The 16,807-nt window shown below is 64.0% G+C and carries 13 protein-coding genes; 1 reads left to right on the top strand and 12 read right to left on the bottom strand.

Annotated features, from left to right (window positions below):
- Positions 1–6: 6 nt before the first annotated feature.
- The 9 genes from WS68_RS05005 to WS68_RS05050 form a co-directional block, all read right to left on the bottom strand.
- The gene (locus tag WS68_RS05005) at positions 7–1,632 is read right to left on the bottom strand and encodes a CheR family methyltransferase (RefSeq protein WP_156429342.1); all 1,626 of its coding nucleotides are present in this window, start codon (positions 1,630–1,632) and stop codon (positions 7–9) included.
- Complete coding sequence (locus tag WS68_RS05010; protein ID WP_059569746.1) at positions 1,629–2,150, bottom strand: chemotaxis protein CheW; 522 nt, start codon at positions 2,148–2,150, stop codon at positions 1,629–1,631. The genes WS68_RS05005 and WS68_RS05010 overlap by 4 nt, the downstream gene beginning before the upstream one ends.
- Before the next feature lie 26 nt (positions 2,151–2,176).
- Positions 2,177–3,856, bottom strand: coding sequence for a methyl-accepting chemotaxis protein (locus tag WS68_RS05015; protein ID WP_059569747.1), 1,680 nt, complete (start codon positions 3,854–3,856; stop codon positions 2,177–2,179).
- A gap of 115 nt (positions 3,857–3,971) precedes the next feature.
- Positions 3,972–5,069 (bottom strand): hybrid sensor histidine kinase/response regulator, encoded by a 1,098-nt coding sequence (locus tag WS68_RS05020; protein WP_059569748.1) that lies wholly within the window; start codon positions 5,067–5,069, stop codon positions 3,972–3,974.
- A 459-nt stretch (positions 5,070–5,528) separates the two neighbouring features.
- Positions 5,529–6,962, bottom strand: coding sequence for an aldehyde dehydrogenase family protein (locus WS68_RS05025; protein WP_059569749.1), 1,434 nt, complete (start codon positions 6,960–6,962; stop codon positions 5,529–5,531).
- Positions 6,963–7,017: 55 nt separating this feature from the next.
- Positions 7,018–8,658, bottom strand: a complete 1,641-nt coding sequence (locus WS68_RS05030; RefSeq protein ID WP_059569750.1) for an acetolactate synthase large subunit — start codon at positions 8,656–8,658, stop codon at positions 7,018–7,020.
- Positions 8,659–8,976: 318 nt separating this feature from the next.
- A complete protein-coding gene (locus tag WS68_RS05040) occupies positions 8,977–10,557 on the bottom strand; it encodes a Na+/H+ antiporter (protein WP_059569752.1) in 1,581 nt (526 codons plus the stop codon).
- A gap of 173 nt (positions 10,558–10,730) precedes the next feature.
- On the bottom strand, positions 10,731–12,017 hold the full coding sequence (locus WS68_RS05045) for a DUF445 domain-containing protein (protein WP_059569825.1): 1,287 nt from the start codon (positions 12,015–12,017) through the stop codon (positions 10,731–10,733).
- 36 nt (positions 12,018–12,053) lie between these two features.
- The gene (locus WS68_RS05050; protein ID WP_059569826.1) at positions 12,054–12,581 is read right to left on the bottom strand and encodes a GNAT family N-acetyltransferase; all 528 of its coding nucleotides are present in this window, start codon (positions 12,579–12,581) and stop codon (positions 12,054–12,056) included.
- Positions 12,582–12,941: 360 nt separating this feature from the next.
- Here WS68_RS05050 and WS68_RS05055 point away from each other — a divergent pair, with 360 nt between their 5' ends.
- Positions 12,942–14,612 carry a phospholipase D family protein gene (locus WS68_RS05055; RefSeq protein WP_059569753.1) on the top strand — a complete coding sequence of 557 codons (1,671 nt, stop codon included), beginning with the start codon at positions 12,942–12,944 and terminating at the stop codon, positions 14,610–14,612.
- A 51-nt stretch (positions 14,613–14,663) separates the two neighbouring features.
- Here the strand turns inward: WS68_RS05055 and WS68_RS05060 are convergent, their stop codons facing one another.
- The 3 genes from WS68_RS05060 to andAb form a co-directional block, all read right to left on the bottom strand.
- On the bottom strand, positions 14,664–15,080 hold the full coding sequence (locus tag WS68_RS05060) for an HIT family protein (RefSeq protein WP_059569754.1): 417 nt from the start codon (positions 15,078–15,080) through the stop codon (positions 14,664–14,666).
- A gap of 175 nt (positions 15,081–15,255) precedes the next feature.
- On the bottom strand, positions 15,256–16,485 hold the full coding sequence (gene andAa / locus WS68_RS05065; RefSeq protein WP_059569755.1) for an anthranilate 1,2-dioxygenase system ferredoxin--NAD(+) reductase: 1,230 nt from the start codon (positions 16,483–16,485) through the stop codon (positions 15,256–15,258).
- Entirely contained in the window at positions 16,472–16,801 is a 330-nt protein-coding gene (gene andAb / locus WS68_RS05070) for an anthranilate 1,2-dioxygenase ferredoxin subunit AndAb (RefSeq protein WP_059569756.1), read from the bottom strand. The genes andAa and andAb overlap by 14 nt, the downstream gene beginning before the upstream one ends.
- Positions 16,802–16,807: the final 6 nt, after the last annotated feature.

Consider the following 16,807-nt stretch of genomic DNA (forward strand, 5'->3'; position numbering starts at 1 on the left):
CATTCGTCAACTGCCCGACGGGCGCCGCCGCTTCGCCGCGCGCCGCGCACGCTGCATCAGCCATTGCGCGCCGGCGTGATCGCCGCCAATGTCGAGCAGTGTCGCCAGATGCGTCAATGCTTCGTAATGCGACGGATCGAGGTACAGCGCCTTGCGGTAATCGTCGACGGCTTTATCGCCATGCCCCTGCGCATCGGCGATCAGGCCGAGCAAATAGAACGCATCGGCGCTCGGCCCGGCGGCATCGAGCGACGCCTGCACGGCCTGCCGCGCGGCGTCGAACTCGCCCGCGTCGGCAAGGCGCCGTGCGGCATCGAGCGACGCGTCAAACGATGCCGCAGCGCCGGCGCCGTGCGCGGCATCGGATACGTGTGCGGCTATCGGAGCGGCGAGCGCATCCGGTGCCTGAGGCGGTGGAACCGCGCGCGACGCATTTGCATTCGCGGATGCCGGCGCGGGCCACGCGGCATCGAACGCCGCCGTTGGAGCGGGCTCCAGCCCGCCGCGGGCAAGGTTATCCGATTCTGGCCACGCGATATCGGGCGTACGTTCGAGCGATTCGAACACGGGCCGCAACGCGGCGCCTGCCGCGCCCGCGCCGGAGGCATCCGGCGCATGCAATGCGGTGTCGAAACCGCAGCCGCCAGTCTTGCGTGACAGCCGCCCGGCCCCTGCCCGCTGCTCGCAGGCGGCCGCGCCCGGCCTGCCCCAAGGCGCCGCGCCCGAGCCGGCATTTGCCGCGGCGCCCGCTTGCCGGGCGCCGTCCGCCCGCGCATCTGCGGCGGCCGACTTGTAAAACGCGAACGCGAGCGGAACCTGGGCCGACGCCATCATCCCTTGCCGCATCACCACGCCCGTTTCGGCTGGCCCGACAAACAGAACGCCACCAGGCGCGAGCCGACCATCGACGATGCGCACGACACGGTCCTGCGCCGCCCGATCGAAATAAATCAGCACGTTGCGGCAAAAAATAAAGTCATACGGCCCACTGGCGTAACCGGGAAGATCGAGCAGATTCACGCGCCGGAACTGCACGCACGCGCGCACCCGCTCGTCGAGCGCCCAACCGCCGGCCGCGCTCTTGAAATGGCGGTCGCGAAACGCAAGCGCATGACCGCGAAACGAATTGCGGCTGTACTGCGCCCGCTGCGCGTATTCGATCGCACGCTGGCTGATGTCGAACGCGTCGATTTCGAAGCGCGCCGGGTCGATACCGGCATCGAGCAGCGCCATCGCCGCCGAATACGGTTCCTCACCCGTCGAGCATGGCGCGCTCAGGATTTTCAGCATGCGGCCCGGCTCCGCGAACAGCCGCTCGCAACTGAAGCGAGCGAGCAACGCGAACGCTTCGGGCTCGCGAAAGAACCAGGTCTCCGGCACGACGAACAGTTCGACCAGCGCGCGCCGCTCGTCCACCGATGCATTCAGCAACTGCCAATATGCGTCGACCGCTTCGTCCGTCACCGGCTGCAAACGGTCTTGCTGCACGCACTGGCGATCGTGCGCATCAGGTTGCATCGCTCGGATGCGTTCGACGAGCGCGCGCTCGACGAAATCGGTGCCGAGCGATGCCGGATCGATCCCGGTTTCGCGCGACAGCCACGCATGAAAACGCGCATCGAATACGTTCATGGCAGACTCTGCGTCAATCCATGCGCGCTCGGCGCGAGCGACTCGGCATAATCGAACAGCAGCGTGCGCGCCTCGCCTTCGAGAATCTGCGAAACTGCAACCCACTGAACGAGCCCATCGGCATCGCTCGCGATCGGCCCGAGCCAGCGCGCGTGCGACGTTACGATTGCGCTGTCGCGGAACGCGTCGCGCGCGATGCGCGCCGTCTGCGTCGCACGCTCGACGACGAGCCCAAGCCGCCGCTCATACGGTTTGCCGAACGCAGGGCCGCCATCGCTGCTCGGCCGGTAGTGCACGATCGCAAGCCGCGTCGAGCGCAACCGCTGCGACGCGCGGCCAAGCGCGAGCCGCGTCACGTCGATCACCGGCACCGGCTCGCCGCGATGCATCAGGATGCCGGCCGCCCACGCCGGCGCGCCGGGAATCGCCTTCATGCCCGCGAGCGGCAGCACTTCGGCGATCTGCGTCGCATCGAGCGCGTAACGCTCGTCGTCGAGGTGAAATACCAGGAACAACATGTCGGCTCCGTTGGATGCGTCGAAAGTCACGGCGCATCCACCTTGAAGCGGGACACGCCGGTGCGCAACTGGTTCGCGACCAGCGTGAGATCGTCGATCGCCTGCGACGACTGCCGCAACGACTCAGCCGTCTGCTGCGCAGCCTCGGAGAGCTGCGACAGCGCCTGCGTGATCTGCTCAGCGCCGTTGGCCTGCGTCTGCATCCCTTCGTTGACCATCTGAAAGCGCGGCGCGAGCGCCTGTACTTCGGCAATGATCTGCGAAAGTTGGGCGCCCACCTGCTGCACGTCGCGCATGCCGCGCCGCACCTCCTCGGAGAATTTATCCATCCCCATCACGCCCGCCGAGACGGCCGACTGGATTTCCTTCACCGTCTGCTCGATGTCGTATGTCGCGACGGCCGTCTGGTCGGCCAGCCGGCGAATCTCGGTCGCGACGACCGCGAAGCCGCGGCCATACTCGCCCGCTTTCTCCGCTTCGATTGCCGCGTTCAGCGACAGCAGATTGGTCTGATCGGCAACCTTCGTGATCGTCGCAACCACCTGGTTGATGTTGACCGCCTTGTCGTTGAGAATCGCGAGCTTCGCGTTCACCGAGCCCGCCGCGTCCATCACGCTGCGCATCGTCTCGCCCATGCGCGTGAGCCCGTTCTGTCCAACGCCCGCGAGCGTGGCCGACTGCTCGGCCACCGCCGACACTTCGTTCATCGTATGCAGCAGATCACGCGAGGTGGCGAAAATCTCGCGCGACGTCGCGCCGATCTCGGTCGTGGTCGCCGCCGTTTCGTTCGCGGTCGCCTGTTGTTCGCGCGACGTCGCCGCGATTTCGGCAACCGAAGTCGTCACCTGAAACGACGATTTCTGTGCTTGTGCGACGAGCGCGGTCAATTCATCGGCCATCCGGTTGAAGCCGTTCTCGAGCGTGCCGAATTCATCACCGCGGCCCAGATCGAGCCGCTGAGTCAGATCGCCGGTGCGCATCACGTCATGCACTTCGATGAGCCGCGCCATCGGCACGGTGACCGCCCGATACAGCAAGTAACCGAGCACGAGCGCGCTCACGAGCACGACGCCAAGCGCAATCGCGAGCGTGACTTCGGTGCCTTGCGCCGAGTTGCGGATTGCAACGGCCGACTGGTCGGCAAAGCGTCGGTTTTCCCTGACGAGAATGTTTGCCAGACGAATCATCTCCGTCCACGCAGGCGTCATCTTCATATACGCAGCAACTGCTTCGCCCCTTGCGCCATGCGCCTTTTGCAACGTGTCGTTCAGGAGCGGCAAATATTGGTCATAAGCGGTGCGGAACGCGTTGAAGCGATTCTGGTCGTCGCCGCGAAAAATGGACGCCTGATATTCGGCCGACAACTTCTCGAATTCCTGCAGGGAGCCGGGAATCACCGCGAGATCGCGCTTGATCGCATCGGGGTCCGTATCGACGAACACCGCGCGCTGCATCGCGATATACGATTCGTTCGCCGCCGCGCGCAATGACGACGCGAGATACACGCCCGGGAGAGAATCGCGCTCGATACTGACGGCTTCTTCATTGATCGTATTCAGCCGCTGATAGGACAGCGCGGCGGTCATCAACATCAGTACGAACAACACGCTGAAACTGAGCAGGATCCGGTTGCCCAGCGTGAGCCGGCGGCTGCCGGCGGAAGGTGTGGACTGCTCATGGCTGGCGCGAGGCGTCACGGTAGACATATCGTTCGATCCGGCTGGCGGAAAAGCGTTTGGAAATAAGCACCGCGAGTGTAACTTGATCCTCCCGGCGCGTGGCATCGCGCCGGATACATCCGGGCATTCGGCTGCCGGCGGCTCAAACCGCGCCGGTTTCCTTCGGGACCCGCAGCCCGGCCAGGAATCCACGCGTCGTATAGCGCATCAGCAACTGGCCGCGATGCTTCGCGGCCGTCGCGCGCACGAACGCGAGCCCGAGCCCGAAGCCGCCGCGCTGCGCGCCCCCCGTCGGCACGAGCCGCACGAACGACTCCATCGCGGCCGCGCGCTGCTCCGGCGCGATGCCTGCGCCCTCGTCCTCGACGCCGATCAGCCAGCCGTCGCCGTCGTCGACGAGCGTGCAGCGCACCTCGGAGTGCGCCGGACCATATTTCAATGCATTGTCGACCAGGTTCGCGACCGCGCGCGTCAACATCATCCGGTCGCCGATGCACAGGCATTCGGCGGGCGGCACATCGGCGCTCACGCGGCTGCCGATGCAGGTCGCTCTTTCCCACATCTGGTCCACGGCGTCGAGCACGACCTCGTTCAGGCTGACGAGATCACTCGGACGCTTCTCGGACTGCGCGCGCGTCAAATGAATAAAGCCGTCCGCAAGCGCAAGCGCGCGCCGCGCATGCGCCTCGATCCGCTCGAGAATGGGCGGCATCTCGCCGTGCCCGTTGCGGTAGACATCGAGGAGCGCGAGGATCGACGTTTGCGGCGTGCGCATGTCGTGCGACAGAAAGTCGAGCACTTCGTCGCGCTGGCGCAACATCAGGTACGAATTCGAGTGATAGCGGATTCGCGCGATCAGCTCGATCGTGTCGGGCAGCTTGACGAGATAGTCGTTCGCGCCCGCCATGAATGCAGCCCGCTTGACGTCGGGCTCCTCCTTCGCGGACAGCACGATGATCGGCACCCGCGCAGTCTGCGCCTCGCTGCGCCAAGCGCGCACGAGATCGAGACCGTCGATGTCGGGCATCACCAGATCCTGCAGGATCACGGTCGGCTTCACGTCCTTTGCCACCGACAGCGCGCACTGCGCATCGGTGCAGGTATGCAGCACGATATCGCGCTCCGGAACGAGCAGGCGGCGTATCACCTCGCCGACGAACGGCTGGTCGTCAACCAGCAGCACGGAAATCTCCGATTCCGGAGCATCCGGCGCGTTATCCCCATCCGCTTTGTTCATCATATCTTTACACTACGCAATCATCGCCTTCGTTGCCTGCCCGCTCGTCCGTCGGCCAATTCGGGTGGGCTATAAGCAGGTCCTAATTATTTCCAATTAGAATATAAATGCCGATGTTAAATGAAATTGAGTCAATTTGCTGCTCTTATTCGCCGGCAGGAAAAATTTCATTCCCGTTAGGTGGCCGAATCGTGTCGCAACCACACACCCAAGCACGCATCGGCTGACTCCGTTCAAACCCGCTTTTGCCGAATTCCGGCACTCCCGGCTCATGGTGCGCGGCACAACGCACTGGCCATTTATCTCAAAAAAACGTTTCCGCCGACATTGTCGACACGACCATTATGCAGGACAAGCGTTTGCGCATCCTTCTGTTTTATCACCCAAAAAGTAATTATCTTAAAATATTGAAAAGAAGCGGCGCGCGAAGCGGTGCGGCGCATGCGCTGCGTTGCAACCCGTTCAACGCTCGCGCACGACCATCAGGCGCAACTCGGTCATGTCTTCGATCGCGTACCTTATCCCCTCGCGGCCGAGCCCCGAATCCTTGACGCCGCCATACGGCATGTTGTCCACGCGGAACGACGGCACGTCGTTAATCACGACACCCCCCACCTCCAGTTCATCCCACGCCTGCTGCACATGCGCGAGCGAATCGGTAAACACCCCCGCCTGCAAGCCGAAATCGCTGTCGTTCACGCGCGCGAGCGCATCGTCGAAGTTGGAGAACGGCTCGAGCAGCGCCACCGGGCCAAACGCCTCCTTGCGATACAGATCCTGCTCGAGCCCGACGTGCTCGAGCAGAGTCGCCTCGAACATTGCACCGTCGACCTTGCCGCCCGCGACAATCGTCGCCCCTGCCGCGACAGCCGCGTCCATCCAGCCGGCAAGACGCCGTGCCTCGGATTCGGAGATCATCGGACCGACAAAAGTCGCCGGATCCTTAGGATCGCCCATCTTCAGCGAGCGGGTTTTTTCGATCAGCCTATCGCGCAGCGCATCGTACACATCGGCATGCGCGAGAATCCGCTGCACGCCAATACAGCTCTGCCCGGATTGGTAGTACGCACCGAACGCGAGCCGCTCGACGACGTAGCCGAGTCGCGCATGCTGATCGGCGTCGACGATCGCGGCCGCATTGCCACCCAGTTCGAGGACAACCTTCTTCTTGCCCGCCTTACGCTTGAGCTCCCAGCCGACGGCAGGCGAACCGGTAAACGACAGCAGCTTGAAGCGCTCGTCGGTCGTCAACAGGTCGGCGCCGTCGCGATGCGCGGGCAGCACCGAGAACGCGCCTTTTGGCAAATCCGTTTCCGCAAGAATCTCGCCGATGATGAGCGCACCGACGGGCGTGCGGCTTGCCGGTTTTAGCACGAACGGACAACCGGCAGCCAATGCCGGAGCGACCTTATGCGCGGCGAGGTTCAAAGGAAAGTTGAACGGCGAGATGAACGAGCAGGGGCCGATCGGCATACGCTTGTAGTAACCGCTATAGCCCTGCGCGCGCGGCGAAATTTCGAGATTGATCATCCCGCCGTCGATGCGCACCGATTCTTCCGCCGCAACGCGAAAAGTATCGATCAGGCGCGTGACTTCGCCCTTCGAATCGTTGATCGGCTTGCCCGCTTCGATGCAGAGCGCTTCGGCGAGTTCGTCGAAACGTTCGCGAAATCGCGCGACGCAATGTTCGAGAATCGCCTGCCGCTTGTACGCGGGCAGCTCACGCAGCGGCTTTTGCGCATCGACGGCCGCCGCGATCGCCGCGTCGATCGCCGTGGCATCGGCAAGCGCCACGCGCGTCGCAACCTGGCCGCTGTATTTGTCGGTGACGGCGAGATCCGCGTTCGCATAAACCGGCTCGTTCGCGAGGTAGTACGGATAGGTTTCCTTCAGCATGACGAATGACTCCTTTCCGGTAATCAATGCAAGTTCCGGCCCGCGATGCGGGCCATCACAGTTGAGCCGACAGCCGCTTGATTTCGCGGTTCAGCACGCGCTCGTTGTCCGAGTAGTCGATCGGCACGTCGATCACATGCACGCCTTGCGCCGCGAAGCATTCACGCAACAACGGCTCGAGCGCGTCGGCCGATTCGACCCGGTGGCCGTGCGCGCCATAGCTTTGCGCATACGCGACGAAATCCGGATTCGACAGCGTCATCGCGAAATCCGGAAAATTCATGTTTTCCTGCTTCCAGCGAATCATCCCGAATGCGTCGTCGCGCAGGATCATCACGACGAGGTCGAGCTTCAAGCGCACCGCCGTCTCGATCTCCTGCGAATTCATCATGAAGCCGCCGTCGCCGCATACCGCGATCACCTTGCACTGCGGGTGCACGATCTTTGTCGCGATCGCCGACGGCAAGCCAGCGCCCATCGACGCGAGCGCATTGTCGAGCAGCAGCGAATTCGGTTCGTGCGCGCGCCAGTAGCGGGCAAACCAGATCTTGTACATGCCATTATCGAGACAGACGATACCGTCGGTGGGCAACGCGCAGTACAGATCATGGACGATACGCACCGGATAAAGCGGAAAGCGCGGATCGTCCCGCCCTTTCTTCAGGTGCGCTTCGAAATGTTCCTTGATCATCACGAAGCGCGCGAAGTCCCAGTGCGGCTGCGGCGTCAGCGCCTCCTTCATCTGCCACACCGCGTTCGCAATGTCGCCGACCACTTCGATCTGCGGAAAATACACGGGGTCGACCTGCGCGCCGAGAAAATTCACGTGGATCACGGTCTTGTCGTCCTCGTGCATGAAGAACGGCGGTTTCTCGATTACGTCATGGCCGACGTTGATGATGCAATCGGCATGCTCGATCGCTCGATGCACGAAATCCCCATCGGACAGTGAAGCATTACCGAGCCACAGCGGATGCGCCTCGTCGATCACGCCCTTGCCCATCTGCGTCGTGAAAAACGGGATGCCCGTGGTATCGACGAATTCGAGCAGTGTCTTGCAAGTCGTCTTGCGGTTGCCGCCCGCGCCGATCATCAGAAGCGGATGACGCGCCGCCCGAATCGCGTCGACCGCACATGCTACCGCCTTGCACTCGGCAATCGGACGGCGGCTGTAGCTCGCGGGAATCGGCTGGCCGTCCCCCTCCTCGTGGGCGATATCCTCGGGCAATTCGAGGTGCGTGGCGCCCGGGCGCTCCTCCTCCGCGCGCCGGAACGCCTCGCGCACCGCTGACGGAATATTGCCGATCGACACGATCTGCCGCGTGAATTTCGTGAGCGGCTGCATCATCCCGACCACGTCGACGATCTGGAAATGCCCCTGCTTACTCGACTTGATCGGCTTTTGCCCGGTAATCATCAGCATCGGCATGCCACCCAACTGCGCGTAGGCCGCAGCCGTCACGAAGTTCGTCGCGCCCGGGCCGAGAGTCGACAGGCAAACGCCCGTCTTGCCGGTGAGCCGTCCATAGGTGGCGGCCATGAAGCCCGCCGCCTGCTCGTGGCGAGTCAGGATCAGCTTGATGCGGGAGCGCCGCAGCGATTCGAGCAAGTCGAGGTTTTCCTCGCCGGGGATGCCGAACACATACTGAACGCCTTCGGCCTCCAGCGCCTTCACGAACAGATCGGATGCTTTCATCGGGATTCTCGGTTGATGCCATGCATCCGGCCTACGGACGGCACGGCGCTGAATGACGCGCACGCCGGCCTACGACGCGCGCGACCCGTTTGCTTCGACTGACACACTCACAAGCCACAACCACGACGGCGCAGCAACACGCAATAACATGCGCGTGATTCACGACGATCGATCGGATACCGTAACGATTGCCGGCGCAGGCGGCCAGCTCGCCGCCGGCAAAGCTGCTGCGGTTCGATTGTAGAAGATCGGCAGCAAAGCCGCTTTGACGCAAACGGCGAACAGCAATGGCGGCGAGTATGAAACCCGCGCGCGTCATCAGTCTTTTGCATGATAAGCGGCAATTTCCTGCAAATCGAGATCGCGTTCCAACACGTGCAGCACCTCGTCGTGAATATGTCCGCCCCGATGCAGTCGCAGCAACTCGGCGCGACCGGCCGCAATCGCCGTCAGCACGATGTCGTAGTGCGCATGGCGTGCTTCGACCGGAAACGCGGGCTCGTTCTTGAGGCGCTCGCTTAGATTCGCGCGATACGTGTATTGTTCGAGCAGCCGAGGGTGGATCACGTTTCCGTCGGCATCGCGCACGTGCGACTGGATCGCTTCGAGCTGTGCGGCCTCAATGCGCGCCCACACCTGCGGCTCGGTCAGATGATGGCGCTCGGGGCCCGTATCGTGCAGCTTCAGAAGCTTAATCAGCGGCCCGATCGTCGTGCCCTGCAACAGCACGGTAACGAGAATCACCGCGAACGCAGCGACGAGGATCAAATCCCGGCCCGGCATTTCGTCGGGCAACGACAACGCGATCGCCAGCGTCACGACGCCTCGCATGCCTGCCCAGCTCGTCACGAACGCCGCTTTCCAGTCGGTACGCGGGCCACGCCGCACCATGCGCACGGCGGGCCCCTTCAGGCATTCGACCGCGAAAACCCACACGAAGCGCGATACGATCACGGCCGCCAACACCGCGAGCACGGCAGGCGCCATCGTTGCGAAGACCTCGCCAAGCCCGCCCAGCCGCATGATCACGCTACGCAGCGACAGCCCGATCAGCACGAACACGAGCGCTTCGAGCAGGAATACGATCACCTGCCAGAACGCCGTACCGCGATTTCGCACCGAAGCAGAAAAAATCTCGTGCTGATGCCAGCCGAGCATCATTCCCGTCGTCACGGTCGCGATCACGCCGGATACCTCGCACATTTCACCAGCGATATAGCTGATCCATGCGGCGAGCACGGCGGTCGTGATCACGAGATAATCGTCGTCGAGCAATGCGATGAAGCGCACGATCAGCCAACCGACGATAAAACCCACCACGACTCCGCCCACACCAAGCTCGACGAAGCTGACGAGCGCATGTTCGAAGCTGAACGCGCCGGTCAGCGCGGCGGCAACCGCAAAGCGAAACAGCACCAGCCCCGCCGCATCGTTCAACAAGCTCTCGCCTTCGAGCAGCACCATCAGCCGGCGCGGCAACGCGACACGTTCGAGCACCGCCTTCGCCGCGACCGCATCCGGCGGCGAGACGATCGCGCCGAGCGCGAAGCATGCCGCCCACGGCAACGCCGGCACGGCAAGATGCACGGCCACGCCGACGGCGAGCGTCGTGAACACCACCGCGCCGATCGCCAGCATCATGATGCCGCCGACGTTGCGCTTGAACTCCTCCCAGACCGAAAAATACGCGCCGTCCATCAAGAGCGGCGGCAGAAACACGATCAGCACGAGTTCGGGATCAAGGTTGATCGGCGGCAGCCCCGGCAAAAACGCAATACCCGCGCCGCCGACGAGCAACGCGGCGGCAGGCGGCAACTTGAGCCGCTTGGCGATCAACTCGAGCGCGACGATCGCAAGAAAGGACAACAAAACAAGCTTGAATGCCGAAACGGGGGACATGGAAGCACCTTCGCTGCAAAAATGAATAGTCAGCCGCATTGGCGGATCGCGCGATTACAGCATGCCGCGCGGGCGCCGTCGAGAAGACGGCCTTCCATTTCGATCGGAGTGCCGATTTTTTGGCGCAGCAACGCTGCGTGGTTTCGCGACGGCCGCCTGCCGGCCGCCCCCGCTCAATAAGGCAATGCCCCCGCCCACCGCACGACGCACGACACCACATACAGCCCAAGCCCGATCAATCCGCCGACCAGTGTGCCGTTGATGCGGATGTACTGCAGATCCTTGCCGATGTTCAGCTCGATCTGCCGGGACATTTCGCGCGCATCCCAATTCTTTACGGTGTCGCGGATATGCCGCGTCAGGAATGCGGCAAATTCCGGGGCCATCTCGCTTGCCGCACGCTCGACGTGCTCGTTCATCGATTCGCGCAATTGCGGACTCTGCGCAAGGCGCTCGCCAAGCCAGCCGCCAAGCGCCGTCGCGCGGTCGAGCAACACGGAATCGTCACTCGCGAGATCGGCCTTCAGCCACGCCCGCAACTGGTCCCACAAATCCTTTACGTAGCGGCCGAACGCATCACCGTCGCGCAAATAACGCTTGATTTCCTCGCCCTTCTCGATGAACGCGGGGTCATGCTTCAACCGCGCGACAAGCCGCGCGGCCGCCTCGTCGAAGCTGCGCCGCAGCCGGTGCTCACGGTCCTCGCCCACTTGCGTGAGCACGCGTGTCACGACGTTCGAGATCAGCGCCGCGCCCTTCTCGCCGAGCCAATTCATCGGCAGCAGCCGCTCCATTTTCGGAAACTCGTAGCGCAGCCAATCGACGATGTATGTCGCGATCGTCGTGCGATTGTCCGGATCACGCAGCAGCGCGACTACCTGTTCGATGCCGTCGTCGAGCAGGACCTGGTGGCGGCCATCTTTCGTCAGCGTATCAAGAATCGCGCCCGCCGATTGCGACAAGTCGACACCGTCGAACACCGCATGAAACGCATCCTTCACGAACCGCTGGATGCGTGCGTCGTCGGTCATGTCAAGCCCAAAGCCGACGAGCCGCACCGCATAGCCGCCGAGCACGCCGGCATTGTGCGGCGCCGCGAGCCACTGCGCGAGCCTCGCGGCCGGATCGTGCCGCTTGATCAGCGAGACGAGCGAGGCCGGATCGAGAAACTTGTCGCGAACGAATTCGGCGAGATTGTCGGCGATCTTTTCCTTGTTTTTCGGAATGATTTCCGTGTGCCGCGACACGAGCGGAATCGGCACGCGCCGGAACAGCGCGACGACCGCAAACCAGTCGGCAAGCGCGCCGACCATCGACGCCTCGGCCACCGATTTGATCCCGTCGACCCACAAGCCGCGCGGCACGAACAAAGTCGCGACGAACACCCCGGCGGCGGCCGACAGCAGCGCGAACGCGCGCCGCTTGCTGCTCCTGAGCTCCCGTTCCTTGTCTTCCAGCATCGCCATCCGATCATCCGGTTCCAGCCGTCACGCGCTCTACGGCGCCGTCAGGAATTTCACCATCAACCGCTCGTCCGAGTAGCCGTTTGCGCCCTTCAGCGCACGGGGCTCGACGCCATAGACGACGAAGCCGCACCGTTCGTAGAACGCGCGCGCCGCATCGTTGCCGTCGATTACGGCCAGCGTGACCTGCTCGATGCCGTCCATCGCATTCGCGGCCGCAAGCGCTGCGTCGAGCAGGGCGGCGCCCACGCCGCCCCGGCGCGCGGCAGGCGCAACGTACATGCCCCACAGCAAGCCTTTGTGGCGCATCTTTGCGCCTTCCATCTGCTTGATGCCGGTCATGCCGACAATCCGGCCGTCGATGTATGCACCGAACACGGTCATTGCTTCGAGCTGCTGAGCGAATGCGGCGAGCGGGTGCGCGGCTTCGACGTCATAGGACGAGCCGAACGCGTCGGGGACATCCCGCAGCGCGGCGAGACGGATCGTGCGATAGTCGGGCGCGTGCGCCGCCGACAGCAGCCGGATCTTGACGGGTAATACGAAAGCTGAATCGTTCATTGCCAGCACCGCCACCATGAAAACGGATGTTGCCCGATGGTACACCGGCTGGCCCACTTCGCCGAAACCGCTTTAGCGCCGGCGGCAGCCCTTTTGTGGCGTTCGGCATCGCCAGCCCGCGCCGAACGCAGCAGCCGGGCTGCGCATCCCGAGGACGCGCTTGAGCCAGATCCACATCCGTCGAATCCGTGATGCATTCGGCAAAGCGGCAAAGGCCGCCTCACACCGGCATTTGGCGTGAGGCCGCCGTGCATCGCGCCAGCTAGCGCCGGTTCAGGCACGCATTACCATTTACAATCGATCATCCACGCGGCATTGCGGCCTGCCGCACGTACCATCGACTCGACGAACGCCCACCCGATGCCAGAAGGAATCCACAACGCGCCGTCCCCCCCGCGCCCCCTCGGCGCGCCGCGGTATTGGCGGCTTCGCGCCACCGCCACGCTCGCCCGCGCGATCGCCATCAGCGCCGTGTTCGGGCTTGGGCTCGCCGGGTGCGCAACCCATCCGCCCGCCACCGCGCTCGAGCGCACCGTTTCGCACGCGCTGCCGCCCGGCACGTCAACGCCGCTGGCCGACGCGCTCGCCACGCCCGAGCGCGCGCATCCGGGAAAATCGGGCTTCGTCGTGCTACCGCGCGGCGATGAAGCCCTGCAAATGCGCATCGCAATTGCGCGCGCCGCGACGAAAACACTTGACATCCAGTACTACATCGCCGCCGAAGACACCACGGGCAAGCTCCTGCTCGGCGCCGCGCTCTATGCGGCCGACCGCGGCGTGCGCGTGCGGATGCTGATCGATAGCCTGAACTTCAAGGACACCGACCAGCTGATGGCCGCGCTCGATGCACACCAGAATCTCGAAATTCGCGTGTTCAATCCGTTTGGCGCAGTGCGCCGCGGCATGCTCGCGCGCACGGCGAATCTTTTCACCCGCATCGATACCTTCACGCGCCGGATGCACAACAAGGCGATGATCGCGGACAACCAGATCGCGATCGTCGGCGGGCGCAATCTCGGCGACGAATATTTCAATGCAAGCCCGAGCCTGCAATTCCGCGATCTCGACGTGCTCGCGGCGGGCCCCATCACGCGCGACGTGTCAGCGAGCTTCGATGCATATTGGGCGAGCGCGCTCACGTATCCGCTGCCGGTGCTGAACCGGCGGCACTACGACGCGAAAGACCTCGACGCCACGCGCGACGTGCTGCGCGCGCACTGGCGCGACAACGCGGCGCCATACAACGCGAAGCCGCTGAACGCGACCCCGCTGTCCGAGCAGATCACGCGCGACGAACTCGGGCTCGTATGGGCGAACGCGGAATTCGCGGCCGATTCGCCGGACAAGATCGCCGCCCCCAACGACAATTACAAGAGCCCGCCGATGCAACGGCTCGCCGAACTGACACGCGGCGCGCAACGTGAATTTCTCGTGCTGTCGCCGTACTTCGTCCCGCGCGACGCGGGTGTCGACGCGCTCGGGCGGCTGAGCGCGCGCGGCGTGCGCGTGGCTATCCTGACGAACTCGCTCGCCGCCACCGACGCAGTCGCGGTGCAAGCCGGCTATGCGCCGTACCGCGTGCCGATGCTGCGGCGCGGCGTCGAGCTATACGAATACAAGCCGGACCAGGCACACCCGCGCATCCGCATGCTCGGCTCACGTTCCCGTGCGAGCCTGCATGCGAAGGCTTACGTGATCGACCGGAAGGTGCTCGTGATCGGTTCGATGAACCTGGATCCGCGCTCCGCGCGTCTGAATACGGAACTCGCGCTCGTGATCCACAGCCCGCCGCTCGCGGGCCAGGTCGCCGATCTGTTCGACGCGGCGACGAACCCCGCCGTCAGCTATCGCGTGACGCTCGCGCCCGATACGCCGGGCACTGCGCAAACCGCCGCAAGCGCATGGCCGCTGGTATGGACGAGCATCGACGATGGTCGCGTTCACACCTACAGCATCGATCCGAACGCAGGCTTCTATCGCAACCTGCTCGCTGGACTATGCCGGCTGCTGCCGATCGACGATCAGCTTTAATCCAGCGCGCGACACCGTGTGCGGTGTGCGGTGTGCGGTGTGCGGTGTGCGTTATAGCGCACTGCGGATCTTTGCGGCGAGCGCTTCGAGTTCCGCCGCATCGGCCATCTCGCGCGCATGCATCTTGAGCGGCTCGTCGGCCCAGCGCGGAATCACGTGAAAATGCACGTGCGGCACAGTCTGCCCCGCCGCCGCACCATTGAACTGTCCAATGAAAAGCCCCTGCGGTTCGAGCGTCTTGCGCAGCGCGAGCGCGACGCGCTTCACCGCCTTCATGCATTCAGCCGCGCCGGTTTCGGACAGTTCGTAGAACGTTTCCACCGGCTCCTTCGGCAGGACAAGCGCATGGCCCTTCGATTGCGGCATGATATCCATGAATGCCAGCGTCGTATCCGTTTCGCACAATCGGATACACGGCACTTCGCCGCGCAGGATTTTCGCAAAAATGTTCGATTGATCGTAGGCCATCAAAAACTCCCGGCTCGCGAGCCTGTTTATCGGATGTTATCGGATATCGGATTACCGTCGATGCACGATTCTTACCGCTCGGGCGCGATCGTGCAAGCAATCCGGCGCGCAGCTCCGGCGCTGGCGCGTCTGCGCCGGCAAATACCCTGGCGCGTGCGACCCGGCTTGACGGGGCTCAGCGCGGCAGGAGCGAACGCAGCGCGACCGACCGGTCCGTAAGTTGCACGGCGGTGAGCCTGACGTCCGCAGTCATCAACCGGCGACACACGGCAATTTCACTTCCCGCATTCACCGCAGCCGCCGCCCGCAGCCGGCCATCCGGGTTCAGCGCAAACACGCAAAACGCGTGCTCGTGCGGCGCGCCGCGCGCGACCAACGTTTGCCCGCTGTCGAAAAGACCGATTGTCTGCAAGTTGCAGTCATACTGATCGGACCATAGCCACGGCCATTGCGCATAGGTATGCGCGCCACCGAGCATGTTCGCCGCGGCAACCGCCGGCTGGTTTTCCGCGACCTGCCACGATTCGATCCGCACCGTCCTGCCGACGAGCGGATTGAAATGCCGCGTGACCTCACCGGCGGCGAAGATCGCCGGATCGGCGGTGCGGCACTGTGCGTCCACGCACACGCCATCATCGACCGCAAGCCCGGCCTGCCGCGCCAGCTCGACATTCGGCGTGACGCCAATGCCGGCGACGACGACGTCCGCGTCGATCGCACCCATGCTCGTATCGACGACGCTCGCGCCGTTCGCGCCGCGCCGGATCCGTTCGGGCAACGTACAAAGCCGCACGTCGATGCCATGCCGCGTATGCAACGCGAGCGCAAACGCACTGACCGCCTCCGGCATACCGCGCTTCAGCAAACGTTGCGCGGGTTCGATGAGCGTCACGCGGCAGCCAAGCCGCACCGCGGAGGCAGCGACCTCCAACCCGATGAAACCGCCGCCCAGCACGGCAACCCGTTTGCCGGGCTGAAGCGCTGCGCGCAATGCGCGTGCATCGGCGACAGTGCGCATGTAATAAACCTGCGCATCCGGATCGAGCGGCCCCGCGAAATGCCGCACGCGCGAGCCGGTCGCGATCAGCAGGCGCGTATATCCGACGCTCGCGCCATCGCTCAGCCATACGCGCTGCGCAGCGCGCTCGATCGCATCGACACGCACGCCGAGCCGCAACTCGATGCGCCGCTCGCGATACCACGCGGCATCGCGCATGAACGCACGCCGCTCACCGTCATCGCCGAGCAGCGCGTCCTTCGACAGCACGGGCCGGTCATAAGGTAATTCGGGTTCCGCACCGATCAGCACGATCCGCGCGGCTGGATCGCACTCGCGCAGCGTTTCGGCCGCGCGCCGCGCCGCATGGCCGCCGCCCGCGATCAAGTAAGGATCAGCCGTCGACATGGATCTCCACCCGGCCGTCGACGATACGAATCGGATACGCGCGCACGGGCGCCGTCACCGGCGGGCACTGCGGCGCACCCGTTCGAATATCGAAACGCCCCTGATGCAACGGACATTCGACGCAGCCGTCCTCGACAAAACCTTCGGACAACCGCGCATGCCCATGCGTGCATAGATCGTGCAACGCGAACACGTCGTCGCCAATCCGGAACACGGCCACCGGCTTGTTGCCGACGACACGCATCGCCGGCTCGTCTTCGATGAATTCGTCGAGTGCGCCAAGCGGCTGCCATGCGGTGACGGTTTCATTGCTCATGCTTCG

It is taken from the genome of Burkholderia sp. TSV86 (assembly GCF_001522865.1).
In the GTDB taxonomy this organism is placed as follows: Bacteria; Pseudomonadota; Gammaproteobacteria; order Burkholderiales; family Burkholderiaceae; genus Burkholderia.

Excerpts from the sequence above, each read along its gene's own strand:
- WS68_RS05050 (WP_059569826.1), bottom strand. The coding sequence starts at position 12,581 with ATGAACGATTCAGCTTTCGTATTACCCGTCAAGATCCGGCTGCTGTCG.
- WS68_RS05010 (WP_059569746.1), bottom strand. The coding sequence starts at position 2,150 with ATGTTGTTCCTGGTATTTCACCTCGACGACGAGCGTTACGCGCTCGAT.
- WS68_RS05040 (WP_059569752.1), bottom strand. The coding sequence starts at position 10,557 with ATGTCCCCCGTTTCGGCATTCAAGCTTGTTTTGTTGTCCTTTCTTGCG.
- WS68_RS05020 (WP_059569748.1), bottom strand. The coding sequence starts at position 5,069 with ATGATGAACAAAGCGGATGGGGATAACGCGCCGGATGCTCCGGAATCG.
- andAb (WP_059569756.1), bottom strand. The coding sequence starts at position 16,801 with ATGAGCAATGAAACCGTCACCGCATGGCAGCCGCTTGGCGCACTCGAC.
- WS68_RS05025 (WP_059569749.1), bottom strand. The coding sequence starts at position 6,962 with ATGCTGAAGGAAACCTATCCGTACTACCTCGCGAACGAGCCGGTTTAT.
- WS68_RS05045 (WP_059569825.1), bottom strand. The coding sequence starts at position 12,017 with ATGCTGGAAGACAAGGAACGGGAGCTCAGGAGCAGCAAGCGGCGCGCG.
- WS68_RS05060 (WP_059569754.1), bottom strand. The coding sequence starts at position 15,080 with ATGGCCTACGATCAATCGAACATTTTTGCGAAAATCCTGCGCGGCGAA.
- WS68_RS05005 (WP_156429342.1), bottom strand. The coding sequence starts at position 1,632 with ATGAACGTATTCGATGCGCGTTTTCATGCGTGGCTGTCGCGCGAAACC.
- andAa (WP_059569755.1), bottom strand. The coding sequence starts at position 16,485 with ATGTCGACGGCTGATCCTTACTTGATCGCGGGCGGCGGCCATGCGGCG.
- WS68_RS05030 (WP_059569750.1), bottom strand. The coding sequence starts at position 8,658 with ATGAAAGCATCCGATCTGTTCGTGAAGGCGCTGGAGGCCGAAGGCGTT.
- WS68_RS05015 (WP_059569747.1), bottom strand. The coding sequence starts at position 3,856 with ATGTCTACCGTGACGCCTCGCGCCAGCCATGAGCAGTCCACACCTTCC.
- WS68_RS05055 (WP_059569753.1), top strand. The coding sequence starts at position 12,942 with ATGCCAGAAGGAATCCACAACGCGCCGTCCCCCCCGCGCCCCCTCGGC.